The 20,408-nt window shown below is 72.5% G+C and carries 12 protein-coding genes; 8 read left to right on the top strand and 4 right to left on the bottom strand.

Going from position 1 to position 20,408, the window contains the following annotated elements; genetic code table 11:
- Positions 1-128 precede the first annotated feature (128 nt).
- The 8 genes from ACTH43_RS09350 to ACTH43_RS09315 all read left to right on the top strand — a co-directional run bounded on the left by ACTH43_RS09350 (position 129) and on the right by ACTH43_RS09315 (position 14,240).
- Positions 129-2,909 carry an ABC transporter transmembrane domain-containing protein gene (locus ACTH43_RS09350; RefSeq protein WP_441444637.1) on the top strand — a complete coding sequence of 927 codons (2,781 nt, stop codon included), beginning with the start codon at positions 129-131 and terminating at the stop codon, positions 2,907-2,909.
- A 112-nt stretch (positions 2,910-3,021) separates the two neighbouring features.
- Positions 3,022-4,479: a UDP-glucose dehydrogenase family protein gene (locus tag ACTH43_RS09345; RefSeq protein ID WP_441444636.1), complete on the top strand. Its 1,458-nt coding sequence runs from the start codon at positions 3,022-3,024 to the stop codon at positions 4,477-4,479.
- 128 nt (positions 4,480-4,607) lie between these two features.
- Positions 4,608-5,846 carry a glycosyltransferase family protein gene (locus ACTH43_RS09340; protein ID WP_441444635.1) on the top strand — a complete coding sequence of 413 codons (1,239 nt, stop codon included), beginning with the start codon at positions 4,608-4,610 and terminating at the stop codon, positions 5,844-5,846.
- Positions 5,836-7,179 carry a glycosyltransferase family 4 protein gene (locus ACTH43_RS09335; protein ID WP_441444634.1) on the top strand — a complete coding sequence of 448 codons (1,344 nt, stop codon included), beginning with the start codon at positions 5,836-5,838 and terminating at the stop codon, positions 7,177-7,179. The genes ACTH43_RS09340 and ACTH43_RS09335 overlap by 11 nt, the downstream gene beginning before the upstream one ends.
- Positions 7,176-8,441 (top strand): glycosyltransferase family 4 protein, encoded by a 1,266-nt coding sequence (locus ACTH43_RS09330; protein ID WP_441444633.1) that lies wholly within the window; start codon positions 7,176-7,178, stop codon positions 8,439-8,441. The genes ACTH43_RS09335 and ACTH43_RS09330 overlap by 4 nt, the downstream gene beginning before the upstream one ends.
- A complete protein-coding gene (locus ACTH43_RS09325; RefSeq protein WP_441444632.1) occupies positions 8,441-10,417 on the top strand; it encodes an ABC transporter ATP-binding protein in 1,977 nt (658 codons plus the stop codon). Before ACTH43_RS09330 ends, ACTH43_RS09325 begins: the two co-directional genes overlap by 1 nt.
- Complete coding sequence (locus ACTH43_RS09320; RefSeq protein WP_441444631.1) at positions 10,417-12,858, top strand: phosphotransferase; 2,442 nt, start codon at positions 10,417-10,419, stop codon at positions 12,856-12,858. The genes ACTH43_RS09325 and ACTH43_RS09320 overlap by 1 nt, the downstream gene beginning before the upstream one ends.
- Complete coding sequence (locus tag ACTH43_RS09315) at positions 12,855-14,240, top strand: UDP-glucose dehydrogenase family protein (protein WP_441444630.1); 1,386 nt, start codon at positions 12,855-12,857, stop codon at positions 14,238-14,240. The genes ACTH43_RS09320 and ACTH43_RS09315 overlap by 4 nt, the downstream gene beginning before the upstream one ends.
- A 270-nt stretch (positions 14,241-14,510) precedes the next feature.
- Here ACTH43_RS09315 and ACTH43_RS09310 read toward each other — a convergent pair whose 3' ends face one another.
- The 4 genes from ACTH43_RS09310 to ACTH43_RS09295 form a co-directional block, all read right to left on the bottom strand.
- Positions 14,511-15,128: an endonuclease domain-containing protein gene (locus ACTH43_RS09310; protein WP_441444629.1), complete on the bottom strand. Its 618-nt coding sequence runs from the start codon at positions 15,126-15,128 to the stop codon at positions 14,511-14,513.
- 464 nt (positions 15,129-15,592) lie between these two features.
- The gene (locus tag ACTH43_RS09305; RefSeq protein WP_441444663.1) at positions 15,593-18,730 is read right to left on the bottom strand and encodes a YhgE/Pip family protein; all 3,138 of its coding nucleotides are present in this window, start codon (positions 18,728-18,730) and stop codon (positions 15,593-15,595) included.
- An 89-nt stretch (positions 18,731-18,819) separates the two neighbouring features.
- Complete coding sequence (gene gluQRS / locus ACTH43_RS09300; RefSeq protein ID WP_441444628.1) at positions 18,820-19,740, bottom strand: tRNA glutamyl-Q(34) synthetase GluQRS; 921 nt, start codon at positions 19,738-19,740, stop codon at positions 18,820-18,822.
- A 10-nt stretch (positions 19,741-19,750) separates the two neighbouring features.
- Positions 19,751-20,398 carry a GNAT family N-acetyltransferase gene (locus tag ACTH43_RS09295; protein WP_441444627.1) on the bottom strand — a complete coding sequence of 216 codons (648 nt, stop codon included), beginning with the start codon at positions 20,396-20,398 and terminating at the stop codon, positions 19,751-19,753.
- Positions 20,399-20,408 lie beyond the last annotated feature (10 nt).

Raw genomic sequence — 20,408 nt, 5'->3', positions numbered from 1 at the left:
CTCCGGGCATCGCTACCCGACGTTCTCAGGACCGCCATGACCACCGTGAACCACCGCGCCCCGCACCACAGCCCCGCAGTCGCTGTGACCTGCCGGGCTGCCCAGCGATGCCAGGAGGAGCAGAGCGCATGAGCACGAACGCCACCCCCGACGTCCCCCTCCGGAACGCCAGGGACACCGAGCAGACGGCCGCAGAGCCCGCATGGATCGAGATCGGCTCCCCGAAACGTCGCACCGCACCGCCGACCTGGTCGGATGAGCTGGCGCGGGATGCCTGGGATGCGCCGGGCGCGGCGGATGAGACCGTGCACGCGGCCGCACCAGGAAGGTTCGAACTCCTGAAGCCGGCTGCTCCGGCCGACGATCCCGCCGGTGCCGACGTCGATGCCAACACCAGCGCGGCAGAGGCGACTCCGCACAGCCCCACCTCTCCGTCCCTGCGCGGGGTCCGGCTGCGACGAGCGCCCCGTGCCACGGCACGTCCGTTCCGACGTCCCGCAGCCCGCGACTCCGCGGGGGAGAGGTCGCCGCACCTCGCGGTCGAGGAGGTATCGCGCCCCGCAGCGGAGGACGCTATTCCCGCTGACCTCTGGGTCCAGGACCCAGCGGGTGAGCCGACGCCGTCCACCCACGAGATCCCGGTTCTCCCACCCGGCCCCGGCCCCGAGTCGCGTGGGGAGCCGGTGGCAGTCAGTCCCGAGGACCCCGAATCAGCGGAGCGGTGGCAGGTCATCCGCGATGCTGCTGCACCGGAGCCGGAGCCGGAGCCGGAGCCGGAGTTCGAGTTCGTGCCCGAGCCGGAGTCCGATACTGAACCAATGCCCGAGCCCGAGCCCGAGTCCGATACTGAACCAATGCCCGAGCCCGAGCCCGAGCCAGCGCCAGTGCGTGTGTCGGAGCCGATTGCGGAGCCCGAGCCCGTGGCCGGGCCTGAGTCCCTGCCGGAGCCAGAGCCGGTGCGTGAACCTGCCGGGCAGTCGCCGAGCCTCGTCGAGACTCAGGCTCCGCCGCGGCCCACGCTGACGCTGGATCCCGCGCCCACCGCGGATCCCGCGTCCACCGCGGATCCCGCGCCCACCGCGGATCCCGCGTCCACCACGGACCCCGCGCCCACCGCAGACCAGGCCCGGCGAGCCGGCACCCTCGGCGCCGCCCTCGACCTCGTGCTCCCCGATCTGCAGGCCCACCGCTCGACGCTGATCGTCGGCCTGGGCGCCCTGGTGCTGAGCATCTGGACTCTCGTCGCCCTGCCCTTCCCGCTCAAATACTCGATCGATGCCGCGCTCGCTGCGGCCGGCGCCGGCTCCACTGCCCCCACCGGCATCGGGGGCGACCCCGTCACCGCTCTGCTGCTCGCCGCCGGAGCGCTGGCTGCCCTGGTGGCCCTGCAGGCAGGATTCCGTGCCCTCGCGGTCGGCGCCCTGCACCGGATCGGCGGGCACGTCGCCACCGCACTGCGCGGTCGCCTGCTCGGTCATGTCCATTTGCTCGGCCCTGGGCGCGACGGCGAAGGCCTCGGCCGCACCGGCTCCCTGCTGACCGAGGACGTGGCACGACTGCGCGACCTGGTCGCGCACACCGGTCCGCGCCTCGCAGCAGGCCTGCTGGCACTGGCATCGCTGACCGTGATGATGCTGGTCGTGGAACCGATCGCCGCGGCGATCGTGCTGGTCACCGCGGGGCTCTACGCACTGGTGGCGCGGATTGCCCAGTCCGCGCAGCGACGGAAGGAGACGGCTGCCGAAGCCGACGGGGCACGCCTCGCCGAGACGGCCCACGAGCTGCTCGCCTCCACCCGCACCATCCAGTCCTATGGGCTCGAACAGCGGGCTCAGCGCAGCCTCGCCGAGCTCGGCGGTCGCTCCGCCCGCTCGCACGCTGTCGCCCGTCGCAGCAGCGCCGTCGGCGACTTCCTCGGCGAGCTGATCGCCGGGCTGGGCGTCGGCGCAGCGCTGCTCCTGGGCGGCTGGCGCATGAACGCCGGCACCATGACCCCCGGCGAGCTGACGATGGTGATCGCCGCTGTGCTGATCGCGGTGGTCCTGGCCCGCGAGATCGTCCACCACTCGACCGGGCTGCGAGCCATCGCTGCCGCCGGGGACCGGATCTGGGCGCTGCTCGAGCATCGTGCGGTGATCTCCGAGCCCGCTCGCCCCCAGGCCCTCGGCGCGCTGCGCGGAGAGGTGGTGTACTCGGCGCTCAGCACCGCTGGGCCGCGGGGCCCGCTGTTCGAGAACATCTCGCTGATCATCCCGGCCGGTCAGCACGTGGCCCTGGTGGGGCGCGACGGCACCGAGGCCTCCGCGCTCCTGTCCTATCTGCTGCGGTTGGACCAGCCCGACAGCGGGCGGGTGCTGCTGGATCGCTACGACACCCGCACCCTCGCCCTGGCGGATCTGCGCAGCGCACTGTCCGTGGTGCAGCGCGGATCGGCGCTGTTCAGCGAGACCGTGCGGGAGAACATCCGGGTGGGCAGGCCTGACGCCACCGACGACGAGGTCGTCGAGGCCGCTCGCCGCAGTGGCGCCGATGAGTTCATCACCCTGCTGCCCGAGGGGTACGACACCCTCCTCGCCCGCCGAGGTGCTGCGCTGACTGATGGGCAGCGTCGTCGGATCGCGATCACCCGGGCGCTGCTGCGTGACGCCACGGTGGTGCTGCTCGACGGCGCCGATGCCGAGCTGGACCCGGCCGACCACGAATCGGTGCATCGCGCCCTGGACTCCCTCACCGCCGGACGCACCGCTCTGGTCAGCAGCGACCAGCCGCAGTCGGTTCTCGATGCCGACCGGGTGCTGTGCTTCGAGAGCGGCGTGCTCGCCGAGGACGGCGCCCCCGGGCAGCTCGCCGAGGACCCGGACTCCTGGCTGGCGGCGTGGATGCGCGCCACGGGCGACACCTCCCGCTGACTCCAGCTCCTTCCCTGCCTTCCATCGCCACGTCACCTCGACGTCACCTGCGCCTGCCACGGTGCATACAGGGCCTGGCCCGCTCGGGGTCAGCGAGGAGGGAGCGACGCTGATGGTGATCTCCGTGATCGGAGTGGGGTACCTCGGAGCGGTGCATGCGGCCGCCATGGCCGAGCTGGGCCACGAGGTGATCGGCCTGGACATCGACGCCGACCGCATCGCCGCCCTCCAGGCAGGGCGAGCGCCCTTCCACGAACCGGGCTTCGAGGAGATCCTGCGCCGGGGGCTGCGCAGTGGCAGGCTGCGCTTCACCACGGACTACGCGGAGCTCGAGCCCGCCGAGGTGCACTTCCTGGGCCTGGGCACCCCACAGCGCAAGGACGGCTTCGGCGCGGACCTCTCTCATCTTGAATCCGCCATCGACTCCCTGCGCGAGGTGCTCGCGGCTCGTGGAGGCGCACCGACGCTGGTGGTGGGCAAGTCCACCGTCCCCGCCGGCACCGCCCGTCGGCTCTCCGATCAGGTCGAGCAGGTCGAGGGCGTGCAGCTGCTGTGGAACCCCGAGTTCCTGCGCGAGGGCTTCGCGGTGCAGGACACCCTGGAGCCGGACCGGCTCGTCTACGGGCTGCGCGAGCCCGAGGGGCCGCAGGCCGAGGCGGTGATCGCGATGCTCGACGCGGTCTACGCCGCGCTGCTCGCGGCCGGGGTGCCCCGCCTGGTGATGGGGTATGAGACCGCCGAACTGGTCAAGGCCTCCGCCAACGCCTTCCTGGCCACCAAGATCTCCTTCATCAACGCGATCGCCGAGATGTGCGAGGCCGTAGGCGGGGATGTCGCCGACGTGGCTCGGGCGATCGGGATGGATGACCGTATCGGGGCGAAGTTCCTGCGCGCCGGGGTGGGGTTCGGCGGCGGCTGCCTGCCCAAGGACATCCGTGCCTTCATCGCCAGCGCCGAGGAGCACGGTGTGGGGGAGGCCCTCGGTTTCCTGCGCGAGGTGGACCTGATCAATGAGCGTCGCCGGGCCCGGACCGTCGAGCTCGCCGGCGAGATGCTCGGCGGGGTCGAGGGCCGACGGATCACCGTGCTCGGCGCAGCCTTCAAGCCCGACAGCGATGATGTGCGCGACTCCCCGGCCCTCGATGTCGCCGACCGGCTGATGCAGGCGGGAGCGCGCGTCACGGTCACCGATCCGCAGGCCCTCGCCAACGCCGCCCAGCGGGTGCCGGGCCTGACCGTGGAGGCGGAGCTGGCCGCCGCACTGCGTGGCGCGGAGCTGACGCTGCTGCTCACCGAATGGCGCGAGTACCGCGACCTCGACCCGACCTGGGCCGCTGAGCTCGTCGCCGCACCGCACATGCTCGATGGCCGCACCGTGCTCGAGCCCCGGCGCTGGGCAGCGGCCGGCTGGGAGCTGCGGGCACTGGGCCGCTCCGCCCCGGCGCAGGCGACGACCCCGACGCAGACGGCGACCTCGACTCCGGAACCGACCGCGCACCCGGCCCTCGGCCCGGTCGGCCCGGCCGTGGCCCCGACTCCGATGCCCGGCAGAACCCTCACCTCCGCCTGACAGACCTGGTCATCGCCTCAGGTCGGCGAGCACTTCTACGGGATGAGAGCCTCCTCATCGACGACTCATCGACTCCTCATGGCCGCTCGGCATCCTTCTGATCGTCACCGAACGAGCAGGAGAGTCCGATGGACACCACGATCGCGCTGTACTCCCACGATTCCGTGGGACTGGGCCATGCCCGCCGCAACCGCGCCCTCGCCTATGCGCTCGCCGAGCAGCTGCCGGCGCTGACCGGCGGCGGCGTCAGCGGTCTGCTGATCGCCGGCCATCCGGACGCCGGCCGCGACCCGCTGCCCGAGGGCTGGGACTGGCTGGTGCTGCCCGGGATGACCCGCACCCGCAGCGGGTACGGCCCGCGCCGCCTCGGCATGGAACCGGATGCCCTGCGGGACCTGCGCAGCGCCACCATCGACGCGGCGCTGACCGCTCTGAAGCCGGACCTGTTCATCGCCGACCGCCACCCCTTCGGCATCGACGGCGAACTCGAGCCCGTGCTCGCGAACCTCCGTGCCTGCGGCACCGCCACCGTGCTGGGCCTGCGGGAGGTGCTCGACTCTCCGCGGGTCGCCAGCGCCGAATGGGAGGCCCTCGGCGGCGCCGAACACGTGGCCTCCTACCTCGATGCGGTCTGGGTCTACGGCGACCACCACGTCTACGACCCGCGCCTGACCGGCGAGCTGCCGCCTGCACTCGCGCGACTGGCCACCCCCACCGGCTATCTCTCCCACGGCCGACCCGCCGCCCGCCCGGCGACCCCCGGCCGCACCTCGCCGAAGCCGCCCCCTCCGTACGTCCTCACCGTCCTCGGCGGCGGCTCCGACGGCGCGGAGCTCGCCCGCCTCGCCGCGAGTGCGCAGCTTCCGAAAGGGCATCAGCACCTGCTGATCACCGGGCCGCAGATGCCCGAGCAGGAGATCGCCGAGATCCGTGCGCTGGCCACAGCCACGAGCGAGGCCACCACCGTGATCCGCAGCGCCGCGGACGTCCCCGAGCTGATCGCCGAGGCCGTCTCGGTGGTGTGCATGGGCGGCTACAACACGATGGCCGAGGTCATGGCGACCGACACCCCCGCCCTCGTCGTGCCCCGCCACCGCCGCCGCCAGGAACAGCCGCGCCGCGCCCAGGCCCTCGCCGCCGTCGGCGCCGTCGAGACCTGCGACCCCGAGACCCTGACCAGCGAGGACATCTCTGCCTGGTGGCGCCGCTCGGTCACCGGCCGCACCGACCGCGGCCACATCGACCTCGGCGGGCTCGCCATCGTCGCCCACCTCGCCGCCCAGCTTCTGCCAACCCCGCTTCTGGCCGCCCAGCTCCTGCCCGCTTCCGTCCCCGCCCACCCGGAGGTGTCCCGCCATGTCGGTTGAGAATCCCCACCGCATCGCCTACGTCCTGAAGATGTACCCCCGCTTCTCGGAGACGTTCATCGTCTCGGAGATCCTGGCCCGCGAGGCCGCCGGCGAGGAGATCGTGATCTTCTCCCTGCGCCCCCCGATCGATGCCCGCTTCCACCCCGAGCTCGCCCGGGTCCAGGCCCCCGTCATCCAGGTGGGCCGCTCCTCGAGCCCGCGCCGCCTCTGGGAGGTGTGGGGCGCGGCGATGGCCGATCCGGAGCTCGCCCCCGGACTGTCCGCGCAGCTCGGAGAGCTGGTCCGCGCCGGAGTGGACGACGCCGAGCAGGCGCTCGCCGTCGCGATGCTCGCCCGCGAGTACGGCGTGAGCCACCTCCACGCCCACTTCGCCTCGATGGCGACCACGGTCGCGCGCCTGGCCGGCCTGCTCACGGACCTGCCCTACTCCTTCACCGCCCATGCCAAGGACATCTTCCACCGCGATGTGGAGGACGAGGACCTCGCCCGGAAGCTGCGCGACGCGGACCACGCCGTCACCATCAGCGAGTACAACCGCCGCCACCTGCACTCACGCTTCGGCGCCCAGGACACCGCCCGGCTGGAGCTGGTGCGCAACGGGCTCGAGCTCGAGCGCTTCCCCTACCGCGGCCGCACAGGCCTCGCCGAGGTGCCGCTCCTGCTCGGGGTGGGGCGCCTGGTCGAGAAGAAGGGCTTCGACCAGCTGATCGACGTCGTCCGCGCCCTGCGCGAGGAGGGCCGCGAGGTGCGCGCCGAGATCGTCGGCGACGGCCCGCTGCGCGATGAGCTGGCCGCGAAGATCGACGAGCTCGGACTCCAGCAGCAGGTGCGAATGCTGGGACCGCGCACCCAGGAGGAGGTGCGCCATCTGCTGGACGTGGCCGACCTGTTCGTGGCCCCCTTCGTGATCGGGGCCGACGGCAATGCCGACGGGCTGCCCACCGTGCTGCTCGAGGCCATGGCCACCGGCATCCCGTGCGTAGCGGCCTCCGTCACCGCCGTCGGCGAGGTGATCATCGACGGCCGCACCGGCTGGCTGGTCCCCACCGGGGACACGACCGCACTGGTTGACGCCGTCCGCGAGGCGCTGGATCCCGCCACCGACCGGCTCGCCCTCACCGACGCCGCCCGGGAGCTGGTCGCCGCGGAGTACGACTCCCGCTCCCAGGCCCGCCGACTGCGCGCCCTCGCCGAGTGCTCCGCGCATCGCAACATCCTCACCCAGCCGATCGAGCTGCCTGCGCTGCAGCGGGCCACGCAGGCGCTCTCGCCCGCCGCTGCCCCGTCGGCCGCCCAGCCGATCGCCCCCGCCGGAAGGACCCTGTCATGAGGATCGCCTACGCCCTGCTCGACCCCGGCATCGGAGTGTTCGGCACCAAGGGAGCCTCCGTGCACGTCCAGGAGGTCATCCGCGCATTCCGGGCCGACGGCCACGAGGTGACCGTCTTCTGCACCCGCGTGAACGACGACATCCCCGCCGACCTCGCCGACCTCGAGGTGCGCCGCCACCGCCTGCCCAAGGGCAGCGGCGCGGAGCGTGAACAGGCCGTCGCCGCCGCCTCCGCCGCGATCGCCGAGGAGATCGCCGCCGGCGGCTTCGACCTGGTCTATGAGCGCTACTCCCTGTTCTCCGACACCGCCGCCCGGCTCTCGACACCTGCAGGCCCGGCAACCACCCCGATTCCCGCGATCACCGCGACCGCCCCGGTCACCCCGATTCCCTCGATCCTCGAGGTCAACGCGCCGCTGATCGCCGAGCAGCGCCAGCACCGGAGCCTGGCCGATGAGGCCGGGGCGCTCGCCGCGACCCGGCGCCAGCTGCGCGGCGTGACCCTCGTCTCCTGCGTGAGCGAGGCCGTGGCGCAGTGGACCCTGGACGAGGGCGCCGACCCGGCCCGCGTGGTCGTCACCCCCAACGGCGTGAACACCCGCCGCATCACCCCCGGCAGCCGCCCCGTCACCGCGCCGGGCCCGGAGGCGCCGGTCACCGTCGGCTTCGTGGGCACCCTGAAGCCCTGGCATGGCACCGATGTGCTGCTGCGTGCCTTCGCCCGCACCCGCGAGAACCTGCGCCTGGACATCTGCGGCACCGGCCCGCAGCAGGAGGAGCTCGAGCAGCTCGCCGCCGAGCTCGGCATCGCAGGGAGGGTCCGCTTCCGCGGCGCCGTCGCTCCCGAGCTGGTGCCCGAGATCCTCCACGAGCTGGACATCGCCACCGCCCCCTACCCGGCCGGGGAGCACTACTTCTCCCCGCTGAAGGTCTACGAGTACCTCGCAGCGGGACTGCCCACGGTCGCCTCCGCGATCGGCACCATCCCGGCGCTGCTCGGCCAGGGCGAGCTGGGCGTGCTGGTGGCGCCCGGGGACGTGGACGAGCTCGCCGCCGCCCTCGACGAGCTGGCCGCCGACCCTGCCCACCGCGCCCACCTCGCCAGGAGCTCCCGCGAGACGGCCGTGCGCGAGCACGACTGGAAGATCCGCTGCCGTGAGCTGCTGCGCCAGGTGGAGGCTGCGAGCCCGGCAGAGGCACGGAGTCCGGCCCTGGCTGCGAGCCCCGCTCAGGTTGCGAGCCTGGCCGAGGTGGGTGCCTGATGGCCATCGGCACCTCGCGCACCGGGATCGACCAGCGCGACCCCGCACCGCGCGACCCCGCCCCGCACGATCCCGCACCTCGCAGCGAACGCACGCCCCTGCTGCGCCGCCTCCTGGGCACCTCGGCGGTGCCGAAGAAGGAGCGCCTGGATCCCTCGGCCCTGCGCCGCACCCTCCAGGTGGTGCGCCCGCACCTGCCGCGCCACCTGCTGCTGTGCCTGGTCGGCATGATCGGGCTGTTGCTCGACGTCGCCTTCCGGGTGCTCGAGCCCTGGCCGCTGAAGTACGCGGTGGACGCCGTGACCTCGGCGCTCGGCGCTGACCTGCCCTCGGACGCCTCACCCTTCGGCCTGAACATCGAGCAGACGGTGATCGCCGCGGCGCTGGGCCTGGCCGTGATCATCGCTGGCCGTGCGGGCTCGAACTACCTCGCCACCGTCTCCTTCGCGAAGGTCGGCGCGCGCATCGCCACCGAGCTGCGCACCCGCGTCTTCGACCACATCCAGGCGCTGTCGCTGCGATACCACTCGCGCGCCTCCATCGGAGACACCTCACAGCGCCTCGTAGGGGACGTGGGGAGGCTGCAGGACGTCGCGGTCACCGCGGGGCTGCCGCTGATCGGCAACGTCATCACCCTCGCCGTGCTGCTGGTGGTGATGGTGATCCTGGATCCCTTCCTCTCCGGCATCGTGATCGCCACGGGCCTGATCTACCTGCTGCTGTCCCGCCGCTCCTCCCCGAAGATCGTGCGCGCCTCCCGCAGCACCCGCAAGGGCGAGGGCTCCCTGGTGGGCGCCGCCGCCGAGGCGCTCGGCGCGATCCGCGTGGTCCAGTCCTACGGCCTGGAGAAGACCGTCGCCCACGAGTTCGCCGGCGGCAACGAGAAGGCGATGAAGGCCGGGGTGAAGGCCAAGAAGTTGGCCGCCGGCCTCGAGCGCGCCACCGACGTGCTGGTGGGCATCGCACAGGGCACCGTGCTGGTCGTCGGCAGCCTGCAGGTGCTGCGCGGGGTGATGAGCCCCGGCGACATGGTGCTCTTCCTGACCTACCTGAAGATCGCGATGAAGCCGCTGCGCGACATGGCCAAGTACACCGGCCGGATCGCCCGCGCCTCCGCCTCCGGGGAGCGCATCGCCGACCTCATGGACGAGGAGATCGAGATCGCCGACCCCGAGCGCCCGGTGCCGATGCGCCACGTGCGCGGCACCGTCGAGTTCTCCTCGATCACCTCGCCCGACGGTCACGGCCGCCCCCTCTTCAAGGACCTGGACCTGAGGATCCCCGCCGGTCAGCACCTCGGGATCCTCGGCCCTTCCGGCGGCGGGAAGTCGACGCTGGTCTCCTACCTGCTGCGTCTGAACGAGCCGCAGGAGGGACGGATCCGGATCGGAGGCTACGACACCCGCTCGGTGAGCCTCTCCGATCTGCGCCGCCACGTGGCGATCCTCCCGCAGGAGTCGGTGCTGTTCACCGAGTCCGTGCGCGAGAACATCCGCTTCGGCAGGCGCGACGCCACGCCTGCCGAGATCGAGGAGGCCGCCCGCCGCGCCGGTGCGCACGACTTCATCGTGGGCCTGCCGGAGGGCTACGACACCGTGCTCGGCAACCGGGGCGACACCCTCTCCGGCGGTCAGCGCCAGCGCATCGCGATCGCCCGCGCCATGATCCGCCGTGCCCCGGTGGTGGTGCTGGATGAAGCGACGACCGGCCTCGACCCGGCCGCGAAGGCCCAGGTCAACGAGTCGCTGCGCGAGCTCGCCCGTTCCCGCACCACGATCTCCATCACCCATGACGCCACCACCGTGGCCGGGCTGGACCGGGTGCTCTGGCTCGAGGACGGCCGGATCCTCGAGGACGGCACCCCGGCGCAGCTCGCCGCCGATCCGGACTCCCACTACTCGCGCTGGATCGTCGAGCAGCGCGCCGCGGAACAGGCCCTCGACGCCCCACAGCCGAAGGGACAGGAGATCCGGTGATGACCATGACCGCCACTCCGCTGCAGCTTCTCAGCGACCACGCCCGCCTGCCCGGAGCCGCCGTGCTGCTGGAACCCGAGCAGCTGTCCACCCTGCTGGGGCGCGAGATCACCTTGGACCGGGTGCGCATCAAGCCCACCGCCTCGGTGCTCGTCTCCTACCGCGCCACCGTCCCCGCCGGGACGCGGGGGCAGGATCTCGCAGGCGTCGGCTGGGTGCAGCTGGTCGCCTCCCGCGACAAGCGTGGCAACATCCTGCACCGCGCCGAGCGCAGCGGGACGGAGATCCTCGAGCACACCACCACAGCCGACGGCCCGTACCTGCTCAGCGGCGGTCTCGACAGCGACCCGCGGCTGGGCCGCGAGATCCACCGCCTGCTGCACCGATGCGGAGACGAGACCGCCCTGCGGGTGCTGAGCTACAACCCCGGCCGCCACGCCGTGCTGCTCCTGCCCGACTCCGGCGAGGTGCTGCGCATCGCGGCCAGGCCGCTGGATGACCTGCTGCGGGTCGGTGAGTGCTGGCGGGAGCTGGGCCTGCCCACCGTCGCCCAGCGCCGCTGGCGCGGCCGCCCCTCGGTGCTGATCGGTGGGCAGTGGGGCCAGGGAGATCTTGCGGGGCTGTCCTGCCATCCCCACTCGATGCCGGCCGCCGCCCGGCTCGGCGAGATCATCGCCCGCCTGCATGCCGCCGACGTCTCCGGGCACAACCTGCCCGCAGCCCGCATCGGCGACCCGGTCCCCGCCACCGCAGAGGCCGTCGCCGAGCTGCTGCCGCACCGCGCACAGCAGGTCGAGCAGCTCACGCAGCGACTGCGCGCGACGCTCACGACCGACGGGCCCCTGGCCCTGATCCACGGCGACCTCTCCCCGGACCAGGTCCTGATCTCGGTCGACGAGACCGCCGTCCCTGGCGAAGGGCACCTGCCCCTGCGCGTGGTGGACCTGGACCGCTCCGGCCTCGGGCCGCGCAGCGCCGACCTCGGCTCCTGGATCGCCTCCTGCCTGCTCGCCGGTGTCGAGGAGCAGGCCACCGCCTTCCTCCGCGGGTACACCCGCCACCTCGCCCTGCCGCCGAGCGCCGAGCTCGCAGCCTGGACCGCCCGCGCCCTGCTCTCCTCCGCCCTGGACCCGCTGCGCCGTCACCGCGATGACTGGATGGAGCGGGTCGAGCGGCGCCTCGCGCTCGCCGAGATCGTCCTCGAACGGCCCGGCCGCCTGCCTCTGCCCGCCCCGGCCCCCGCGGCCCCGAGCACAGGGGAGCAGCAGCGCCTGGTCCCCACCACCGTCACCCATGACGGACGCGTGCTCACCGTGCACCGTGCGTGGGCCGACGACGGCCGCGGCCTGCCCCTCGAGCTCGAGGACAGCGCCCCTACCCGCTCTGGAGCCCGACTGCGCGCAGCCCGCCTCGACCCCGCCACCGGCCAGGTCACCGTGCTCGAGGACGGCACCGACCCGCGCCTGCCCGCACTGGCCCGCGTGCTCGGAGAGCATCCGAGCGGCACCGTCGTCTCGCACCGGCCCGGCAAACGCGCCGTGGTCCGCCTCGAGGGAGGCGAGGGCAGCGAGGGCGAGCACGCCGGGACCCGCTACGTGAAGATCGTCCGCCCCGGCCGTGCCGCACCGCTGCTGGAGGCCATCGACCGCTCCACCGCCTTCGAGGGCCCCTTCCGCACCGCCCGGGTGCTCGACGCCGACGACGACACCGTCACCTTCGCCGAGCTGCCCGGACACCTCCTGCACGACGGGCTCCCCACCGCTGACGGCACCTGGCGCCGCGCCTGGCGCGAGACCCTCGATGCCTGGACCACCGCCGTCGAAACCTCCCGCGACCGCGCGAGAACCGCGACCCTCCACGGACCAGCGGCGGAGGCCGAGGTGCTCGAGGCCTGGGGTGGACGTGCCGATGCCGTCGATCCCGCCGGGGCCGTCCTGCGCGGTCGCGCCCTGACGCTGGCCCGCAGGGAGCTGCTGCGCCTGGAAGACGTCGAGCGGCCTGCCCTGATCCACCGCGACCTGCACGACAAGCAGATCCTCTGGCAGGAGGGCGACCGTCCCGCCCTCCTGGACGTCGACACCGCGACCGCCGGTGATCCCGCCCTCGACGCCGCGAACCTCCGCGCGCACGCCACCTGGCGCGAGCTGCAGGGGATCTGGACCGAGGAGCAGGCCGCCGTGGTCCGCGACGAGATCGACCGGGCCGCCGCGCGCAGCGGCATCCCACCCGAGACCCTCGCCGCCTACGAGAGCGGCACCATCGCCCGGCTCGCCTGCGTCTACGCCTTCCGGCCACGGTGGCGCGGCGCTGCCCGCATCCTCGCCGCCTCCCTCGAGCCGGCCGGCCCCGGCCCTGCATCCCGGGCCTCCCTCCCCGCACCCGCGGCAGAGGACACCCCACTGGGCGGCGCCGTCGCCCACCTCGAAAGGAGCATGTCGTGAAGACCACCAAGATCTCCGTCATCGGAGTCGGGTACCTCGGTGCGGTGCACGCCGCCGCCATGGCCGACCTCGGCCACGACGTGGTCGGCCTCGACATCGACGCCGAGCGCATCGCCACCCTCCAGGCCGGGCGCGCCCCCTTCCACGAACCCGGCTTCGAGGACATCCTCGCCCGTGGCCTGGACGCCGATCTGCTCCGCTTCACCACCGACTACGCCAACATCGCCGACGCCGACGTGCACTTCCTCGGCCTCGGCACCCCGCAGCAGGCCGACGGCTTCGGCGCCGACCTGTCCTACCTCGAGGCCGCGGTCGACACGCTCGCCGAGGTGCTGCCCGTCCGCGGCGGTGCGCCGACGCTGGTGGTCGGCAAGTCCACCGTCCCCGCAGGCACCGCCCGCATGCTCGCCGGCCGCCTCGAGCAGATTGAGGGCGTGACCCTGATGTGGAACCCCGAGTTCCTGCGCGAGGGCTTCGCCGTGAAGGACACCCTGGACCCCGACCGGCTCGTCTACGGCGTGCACGACACCGAGGACCCCGTCGCCGCGCAGGCCGTCGCGATGCTCGACGCCGTCTACGCCCGGATCCTCGAACGCGAAGCACCCCGCCTGGTGATGGGGTACGAGGCCGCCGAGCTGGTCAAGGCCTCGGCCAACGCCTTCCTCGCCACCAAGATCTCCTTCATCAATGCCGTGGCGGAGATGTGCGAGGTCACCGGGGCAGACGTCACCGACGTGGCCCGCGCGATCGGCATGGACAACCGCATCGGCGCGAAGTTCCTGCGAGCCGGGGTCGGCTTTGGCGGCGGCTGCCTGCCCAAGGACATCCGCGCCTTCCTCGCCAGCGCCGAGGACAACGGCGTGGGGGAGGCCCTCGGCTTCCTCCGCGAGGTCGATGCCGTCAACGAGCGGCGCCGCGCCCGGGTGGTCACGCTCGCCGGTGAGATGCTCGGAGACCTCACCGGACGCCGGATCACCGTGCTCGGCGCAGCCTTCAAGCCCCTCAGCGACGATACCCGGGACTCCCCGGCGCTCGACGTCGCCTGCCGCCTGCGTGCCGCCGGGGCCATGGTCACGGTCACCGACCCCAAGGCGCTGCAGAACGCCGAACGCCGCCTCGGCGGACTGGTGGAGTTCGAGCCGGACACCTCCTCGGCACTGCGCGGAGCGGAGCTGACCGTGCTGCTCACCGAGTGGGACGAATACCGCGACCTCGACCCCGTACGTGCGGCCGGCCTGGTCGCGGCACCGCGGATGATCGATGGCCGCAACGTGCTCGACCCGCGGCAGTGGCGCGACGCCGGCTGGGAGATCAGCTCCCTGGGCCGGGCCAGTGCCCTGCCGGCGACCCCCATCACCGAGCGGGAGCCCGCCCTGGCCTGAGCATGAGCACAGCCGCTCCTGCCTACCAGCTATCTCCGGCCGTGCGGGCGCTGCTCAGGTACCGCTGCCTGGTCGGGTGCTGGAGGCCTGGTCAGGGGCTGGCCGGTGGTCGGGTAGTGGAGGTTTGGCCAGGGGGTGGCCGGTGGTCGGGTGCTGGGGGCTTGGTCGGGTAGTGGCGCCAGGGCGATGAGTACGGCGATATCGTCGTAGATGTCGCCCACACGCCAGTTCCCGACCATCATCCGGCGAGCGGCCGCCGGTTCTCGACCATTATCCGGCGAGCGGCCGCCGGTGGTCGCGCCGGCGGATGATCGCCAGCAGCTGGGATGCCGTCTCCTCCCAATCGAGGAAGACCTGCTCCCAGGTGAGCCGGGTGACCATGTAGCGCCGAGCCTGGAGCCGCAGGTCACGAGCTCTGTCCCGATGGTACTGCTGGGGATCGTGATGGAAGCTCACGCTGTCGCATTCGATGATCCAGCTCGCGCCGAGCTTCAGATCGACGCGGCCGACTCCCGGGATCTGCACCTGGGGCGTGACCGGGATGTGCAGCGACTCCAGCCACCATCTCACCGCTGTTTCCGTCCCGGACTCGGCGAGCGGCGAGACCCTGCCAAGCTGGGCCCGCCGCGCAGCGGGAAGGAAGGCGAGGAGACGCTGCACCTCGTGCATCGTGATGCTTCGCCGATTCAGCGCGGACTCCACGAGGATCGCCGTGTCGCGAACGGACAGGCACCGTGCGGCGTGCGCAAGGGCCAGCGGCAGATCAGCGACCGGGTCGCGGTCCGGCCAGATCCTCATCTCGGAGCCGTGCTTCACAAGGCCCGAGCCGGGGGCGCCGGGTACGAGGCCTCGGGGCCGGTACACGTGATCTCCCGTGTGCAGGGGCACCCAGAGATCGTGCTGTTCCGCTGCGGTGACACAGGTGGGTCGCACTCCCTGTTCCAGCAGGGCGACGAGGGCTTCAGGGGCCTCGTCGGTCACGTACCAGGTGCCGACCCGCCTCATCTGCCCCTGTCGGAGCAGTCGCCGACGAGTGGCGTCGGTGATGCCGAGACCCGGGAGATCTGATCTGTGTGCGATACCGGGGATTCTCATACCTGCAGTACAGGTCAAAGCTGGTGCGGACGAGGGCCGAGAACCTCCGCTGTGGAGGGAGCACCGCCGTGGAGGAAGCATCCGTTGCCGGCGCAGCAGCGGCATCCCCGGCCTCTCACTGACCGCCCCGGTCATTTCTGGCCGGATAATGGTCGAGTGCTGGCGTCAGGGCGATCAGTACGGCGAAATAGGCATAGTCATCGCTCCTGCGCCGGTACCCGACCATGTGCCGGTGTCAGCATGTGCTCGTGCCGGTGTCACCATGCGCCGGTGTCACCATATGCCGGTGTCTGGGCCGAGGCCCGGCGCCCCTCCTTCAGCGCGCCGGCCAGGCCCAGGGCGATGCCGAGGAGCAGCCACCCGCCGAGCCACTGCAGATCCCCGGCGGGGTCGATCCAGCCTCCGCCGATCGCTCCGCGGAAGGCGTCCACGGCGTGGGTCATCGGCAGATACGGGTGGATCACCTGGAAGAACTGCGGCAGCGTCGAGACCGGATAGGTGCCCCCGGCACCGGAGATCTGCATTGCGATCAGCACCAGCGCCACGAACTTCCCGACCGGCCCGAACAGGGCGCCGAAGCCGTGGTTCAGCGCCACGAACACCACCGAGGTGAACGCCGCCAAGCCCATCATCAGGGGCAGGTCGTTCATCGAGACGCCCACCAGCAAGTACAGGGCTCCCACGGCGATGGCGGTCTGCACCAGGCCCAGCAGCTGTGCGGGCACCAGGCCACCGGCCAGCAGTCGTACCGGGCCCACGCCGCGAGCGGCGGCCTGGGAGGAGAACGGCGGCATCATCAGGAAGATGGCCATGCCGCCCACCCAGAGGCTGATCGCGAGGAACAGCGGCGCCAGGCCCTCGCCGAAGCGGGTGAGCTCATGGGCGCGCTCGAAGCTCATCTGCACAGGCTCTGCGGCTGTCTCCGAGAGCGCGTCGCTCTCGTCGTCGGTGTAGGCGGGGATGTCGTCCTGGGACTCGGCGAGCCCGTCTCGCAGCTCCTCCGAGCCGTCCGCGAGCTCGCCCGCCCCGTCGTCGAGGGCGACCGCGCCGTCGGCCAGCTCGGTCGCCCCGTCGTCGACCTGTGTCGCGCCGTCGTGGAGCTGCGTGGCACCATCCTCGAGCTGTCCGGCACCGCTGGCGAGCTGCTGCGCACCGTCTCCGGCCTCGGATGTCCCGTCGACCAGCTGCTGGGCGCCGTCGGCTAGCTGACCGGTGCCTCCGGAGAGCTGTTCGGCACCGGTGCGGGCGGTGCCCACCCCGTCCGTGTAGCGGGTGACCCCGCCGGAGAGGGTCTGTGCGCCGTCGCTCGCAGTGCCGCTCGCTTCGGCGAGCCGGTCGGCGCCCGAGGCGACCTCCTGGGCGCCGGTGTTCAGGCGGCGTGCGTCCTGCGCGCCCTGTTCGAGCGCGCCGTAGGCCTCGGGCAGGGCCGTCGCTGCGGTGCGGGCCTGCTGCGCGAGGTCTGTAGCGAGGTCGGAGGCGCTCGTCCCCTGCTCGGGGGAGGGAGCGGCCGAGACGGCGTCGTCGCGCAGGGTGCTGAGGTCCTGTTCGAGGGTCGAGGTGTCCTCGGCGAGGGTCCCCGTGGCCTCGGAGAGGGAGGAGGTGCCCCGGGCGAGGGTCGAGGTGGTCTCGGAGAGCCCCTCGGTGTAGGTGACCATCGATTCCGCGGAGCCGGTCATGTCCGAAGCGATGCCGGCGATGTCGGTCGACTGCTCGGCCGCGGTGCCCGTGGCCTCCTGGGCCGTGGCCGTGTCGACGGAGGCCTGCTCGGCGTCGTCGCGCACCTGATGGGAGGAGTCCGCCGTGCTTGTGAGGTCCTGGCAGAAGGAGGCGTCGGCGCCGGAGGCCTCGCAGCGTGCGGCGAGAACATCGACCTCCTCGGTGTAGTCCCGGACGCTCTGCTCGCTGGTGGCGGCGCTCTCGGAGGCGGTGGTGGTGGCCTCGTGCGCGCTTTGCACGTCCTCGTCCAGTGCGGTGGCGTCCTCACCGATGGTGGAGGCGGCGTCGCGCAGGGTGCGGGCGTCCTCGGTGCGGTCGGTCGTGGTCTGGTCGAGGTTCTGCGCGGTCTCGTCCAGGCTGGTCACGGTCTCGTCGAGGGTCGTGGCCGTCTCGGAGACGGTGCCGGCGGCGGTGACCGGGTCGGCGAGTCGTCCCGGCAGGTCCGTGGCGATGCCCTCGAGAGCGTCGATCGCGGTGACGAGGTCCTCGCTGGTGCGCTGCACGCTCTCGGGGGTCACGCCGAGCTCGTCGGCGCGCTGCTGCGCGGCGGTGACGGTCTCGTCGAGCTGGCGGGTGCCCTCGGCGACCTGCCCGGCGCCGTCGGCGAGGGTGCCCGCGCCGGTCGCGAGCTCCGAGGTGCCGGTGGCGAGCTGCTGGGCCCCGCTGCGCAGCGGCTGTCCGTTCTCGTCGAGGGTCACCAGGCCCGTGCGGAGCTCGCGGGCGCCGGCGTCGAGGGTCGCGGTCCCGTCGCGCAGGGTGACCGCGCCGGTGCTCAGCTGGTCGAGGCCCACGACCAGGTCTAGGCTCCCGGAGTGCAGGGCGTGCGTGCCGTCAGCCAGCTCCGCACCGCCATCCACCAGCTGTGCTGTGCCGTCAGCCAGCTCGGTGCTGCCGTCGACCAGGTCTCCGGTGCCGTCGTGCAGGGTGGTGGCACCGTCGGTGAGCTCGCCGGCGCCGTCGACGGCATCGCCCAAGCCGTCGTGGATGGTCGTGAAGCCCACGTAGATCTGGCCCAGGTACTGCTCGAGCACGCTCGAGCGCAGCGAATCGGTCAGCGCTGTCCCCACGGACTTCGTGAAGTTGCCGCCCACGTAGTTCACCGAGTCGTTGGTGGTCACCGTGAGCAGAGCCGGAGCCGCGTGTTCGGCATCGCCGCCGAGGGAGGCGATGTTCGCCGAAAAGTCCGAGGGGATCTCGACGGTCGCGCCGTAGGTGCCGTCCGCCAGGCCACGATGAGCTTCACCGGGAGAGACCTCCACGAAGCGGTACACGGTCTCCTTGTCGAGGTCCAGGAGCGTGTCGGTGAACTCCGCGCCGACGTTCAGCTCGCTCTCCTCGCCGTCCGGGGAGGTGGCCGTGGCGCCCTCGTCCTCGTTCACCACGGCGGCGGTGATCTGGTCGAGGCTGTTGCTCGGATCGAGGAACGACCAGGTCATGTTGCCCGAGTAGATCAATGGGACCAGGGCAAGGCCGGTCACGAACAGTGCCGCGATCGGCTTCTTCCACTCACCGGGCAGCAGGGCCAGGGCTCCGCGGCCGACGGCGGAGAGCCCGCGACCGGTCGCTCCGAGGGCGCGGGCGAGCGCACCGCCCAGGACGCCGACGGCCGAGGACACAGCGCGGCGGGCAGTTGTGAGGACGGTGGACAGGGCAGAGAGGAGTGCACGGAGGAGTCGCATCACGCCGCACACGATACATTTGTGTATCGAGAAGTGTTACTGTTCGGCAATAAGTGTGGTGCGGCAAACGCCCGCAGACACCGACAGGGTCAGCCCGGCAGCTCGACCACCCACGGATGCCGCGGCGATGCGGCCGGGTCCCATCGCTCGAGAACGTCGGCCGCAGCACGGCAGCCGCGCAGCCCCAGCGAGTTCCCGATCCGGCCCATGACCTCGGGCACGCTCTCGCCGCGTGCCAGACGATCCCGCAGCGTCACCGCGCCATCGCGCTTTGCGAGCCGGGCCCCGGCGAAGTTCACCGCGAGCGGGACGTGCGCATAACCCGGCTCCGGCAGGCCCAGCAGCTGGGCGAGATGCGCTTGGCGTGGAGCCGAGCTGAGCAGATCATCAGCCCGCACCACCTGGTCCACTCTCGCTGCGGCATCATCGACCACCACGGCCAGGTTGTAGGCGACCACGCCGTCGCCGCGCCGCAGCACCAGATCATCGACCGTGCCCGTCACCTCTCCCGCCCAGAGATCGTGGATCTGCCACGACTCCACCTCGGTGCGCAGTCGGAGGGCCGGTGCGCGCCGCAGCTCCCACATCCGCTGTCGTCCCTGCTCGCGCGCGGCGAGGGTGAGGTCACGGCAGGTCCCGGGGTAGGCGCCGGGCGGAGCGTGCGGGGCGCTGGGAGCCTCGAGGATCTCCCGGCGGGTGCAGTAGCACTCGAAGACCTGGCCCTGCGCCTCGAGGCGGCTGATGGCCTCGTCGTACGCCGCCCCCCGCTCGGACTGGCGGACTACTTCCCCGTCCCAGTCCATCCCCAGTGCGGCGAGATCCTCGAGCTGTCGCTGCTCGGAGCCCTCCTTGACCCGGTCCAGGTCCTCGACGCGCAGATGGAAGGCGCGGCCGGTGCGGCGGGCGAGTGCCCAGGCGAGGATCGCGGTGCGCAGGTTCCCCAGGTGCAGGTCACCGCTGGGGGAGGGGGCGTAGCGGCCCGCGCCGGGCGGGTTCGGGGCGGCAGACATGCCGGCCAGTCTAGGAAGCGGGACGCACGAGCAGCACATCGCCCACCCGCCTGCCGGGCACGGGGCGCGCAGCTGCCGCGGGGCGGAAGCCGAGACGGGCCGCGAGGGTGCGCGAGGTGAGGTTGCGGGAGGCGGTCACCGCGATCACTTCGCGACCGCCCGGTCCGCGGTGCGGATCGGTGAGCACGGCGCGCATCGCCTCGCTGGCCACGCCTCGGCCGGTCATTCCGGGATCCAGTCGCCAGTAGGCGCTCAGCAGCTCGGAGTCGTCGGCTCGCAGAGCGGTGATACCCACGACGCCGAGCAGGCCTGCCGGCAGTTCCTCGGCCCCGCCATCGGCACCCTGTGGGCCGCCGCGCGGCGACTCGCACCGGGCGTCGGGCTCCGCCGCAGCCCGTGCCCGCACCGTGAAGTACCCCAGCCCGTCCCGCTCCCACGCGCTGCACCACTGCGCGAGCACCTGCCGCATCTGGGCGAGCTGCGTGAGCGGGGCGGTGGTGTCCTCGGCGAAGGCGCGGGGATCGGAGTGCAGCGTGAACAGCTCCTCGAGATCCTCCGCGCGCACCGGTGCCAGGCGCAGGCGGGTGGTGACGATCCCGGAGATGACGACAGCGCGGCGGTCACCGTCCGGGGACGGGACCGCCGCGCTGTGGTTCACGGACTGCTCC

It is taken from the genome of Brachybacterium sp., from assembly GCF_052095815.1.
In the GTDB taxonomy this organism is placed as follows: Bacteria; Actinomycetota; Actinomycetes; order Actinomycetales; family Dermabacteraceae; genus Brachybacterium.
This window is presented reverse-complemented; position numbering and strand designations above follow the sequence as displayed.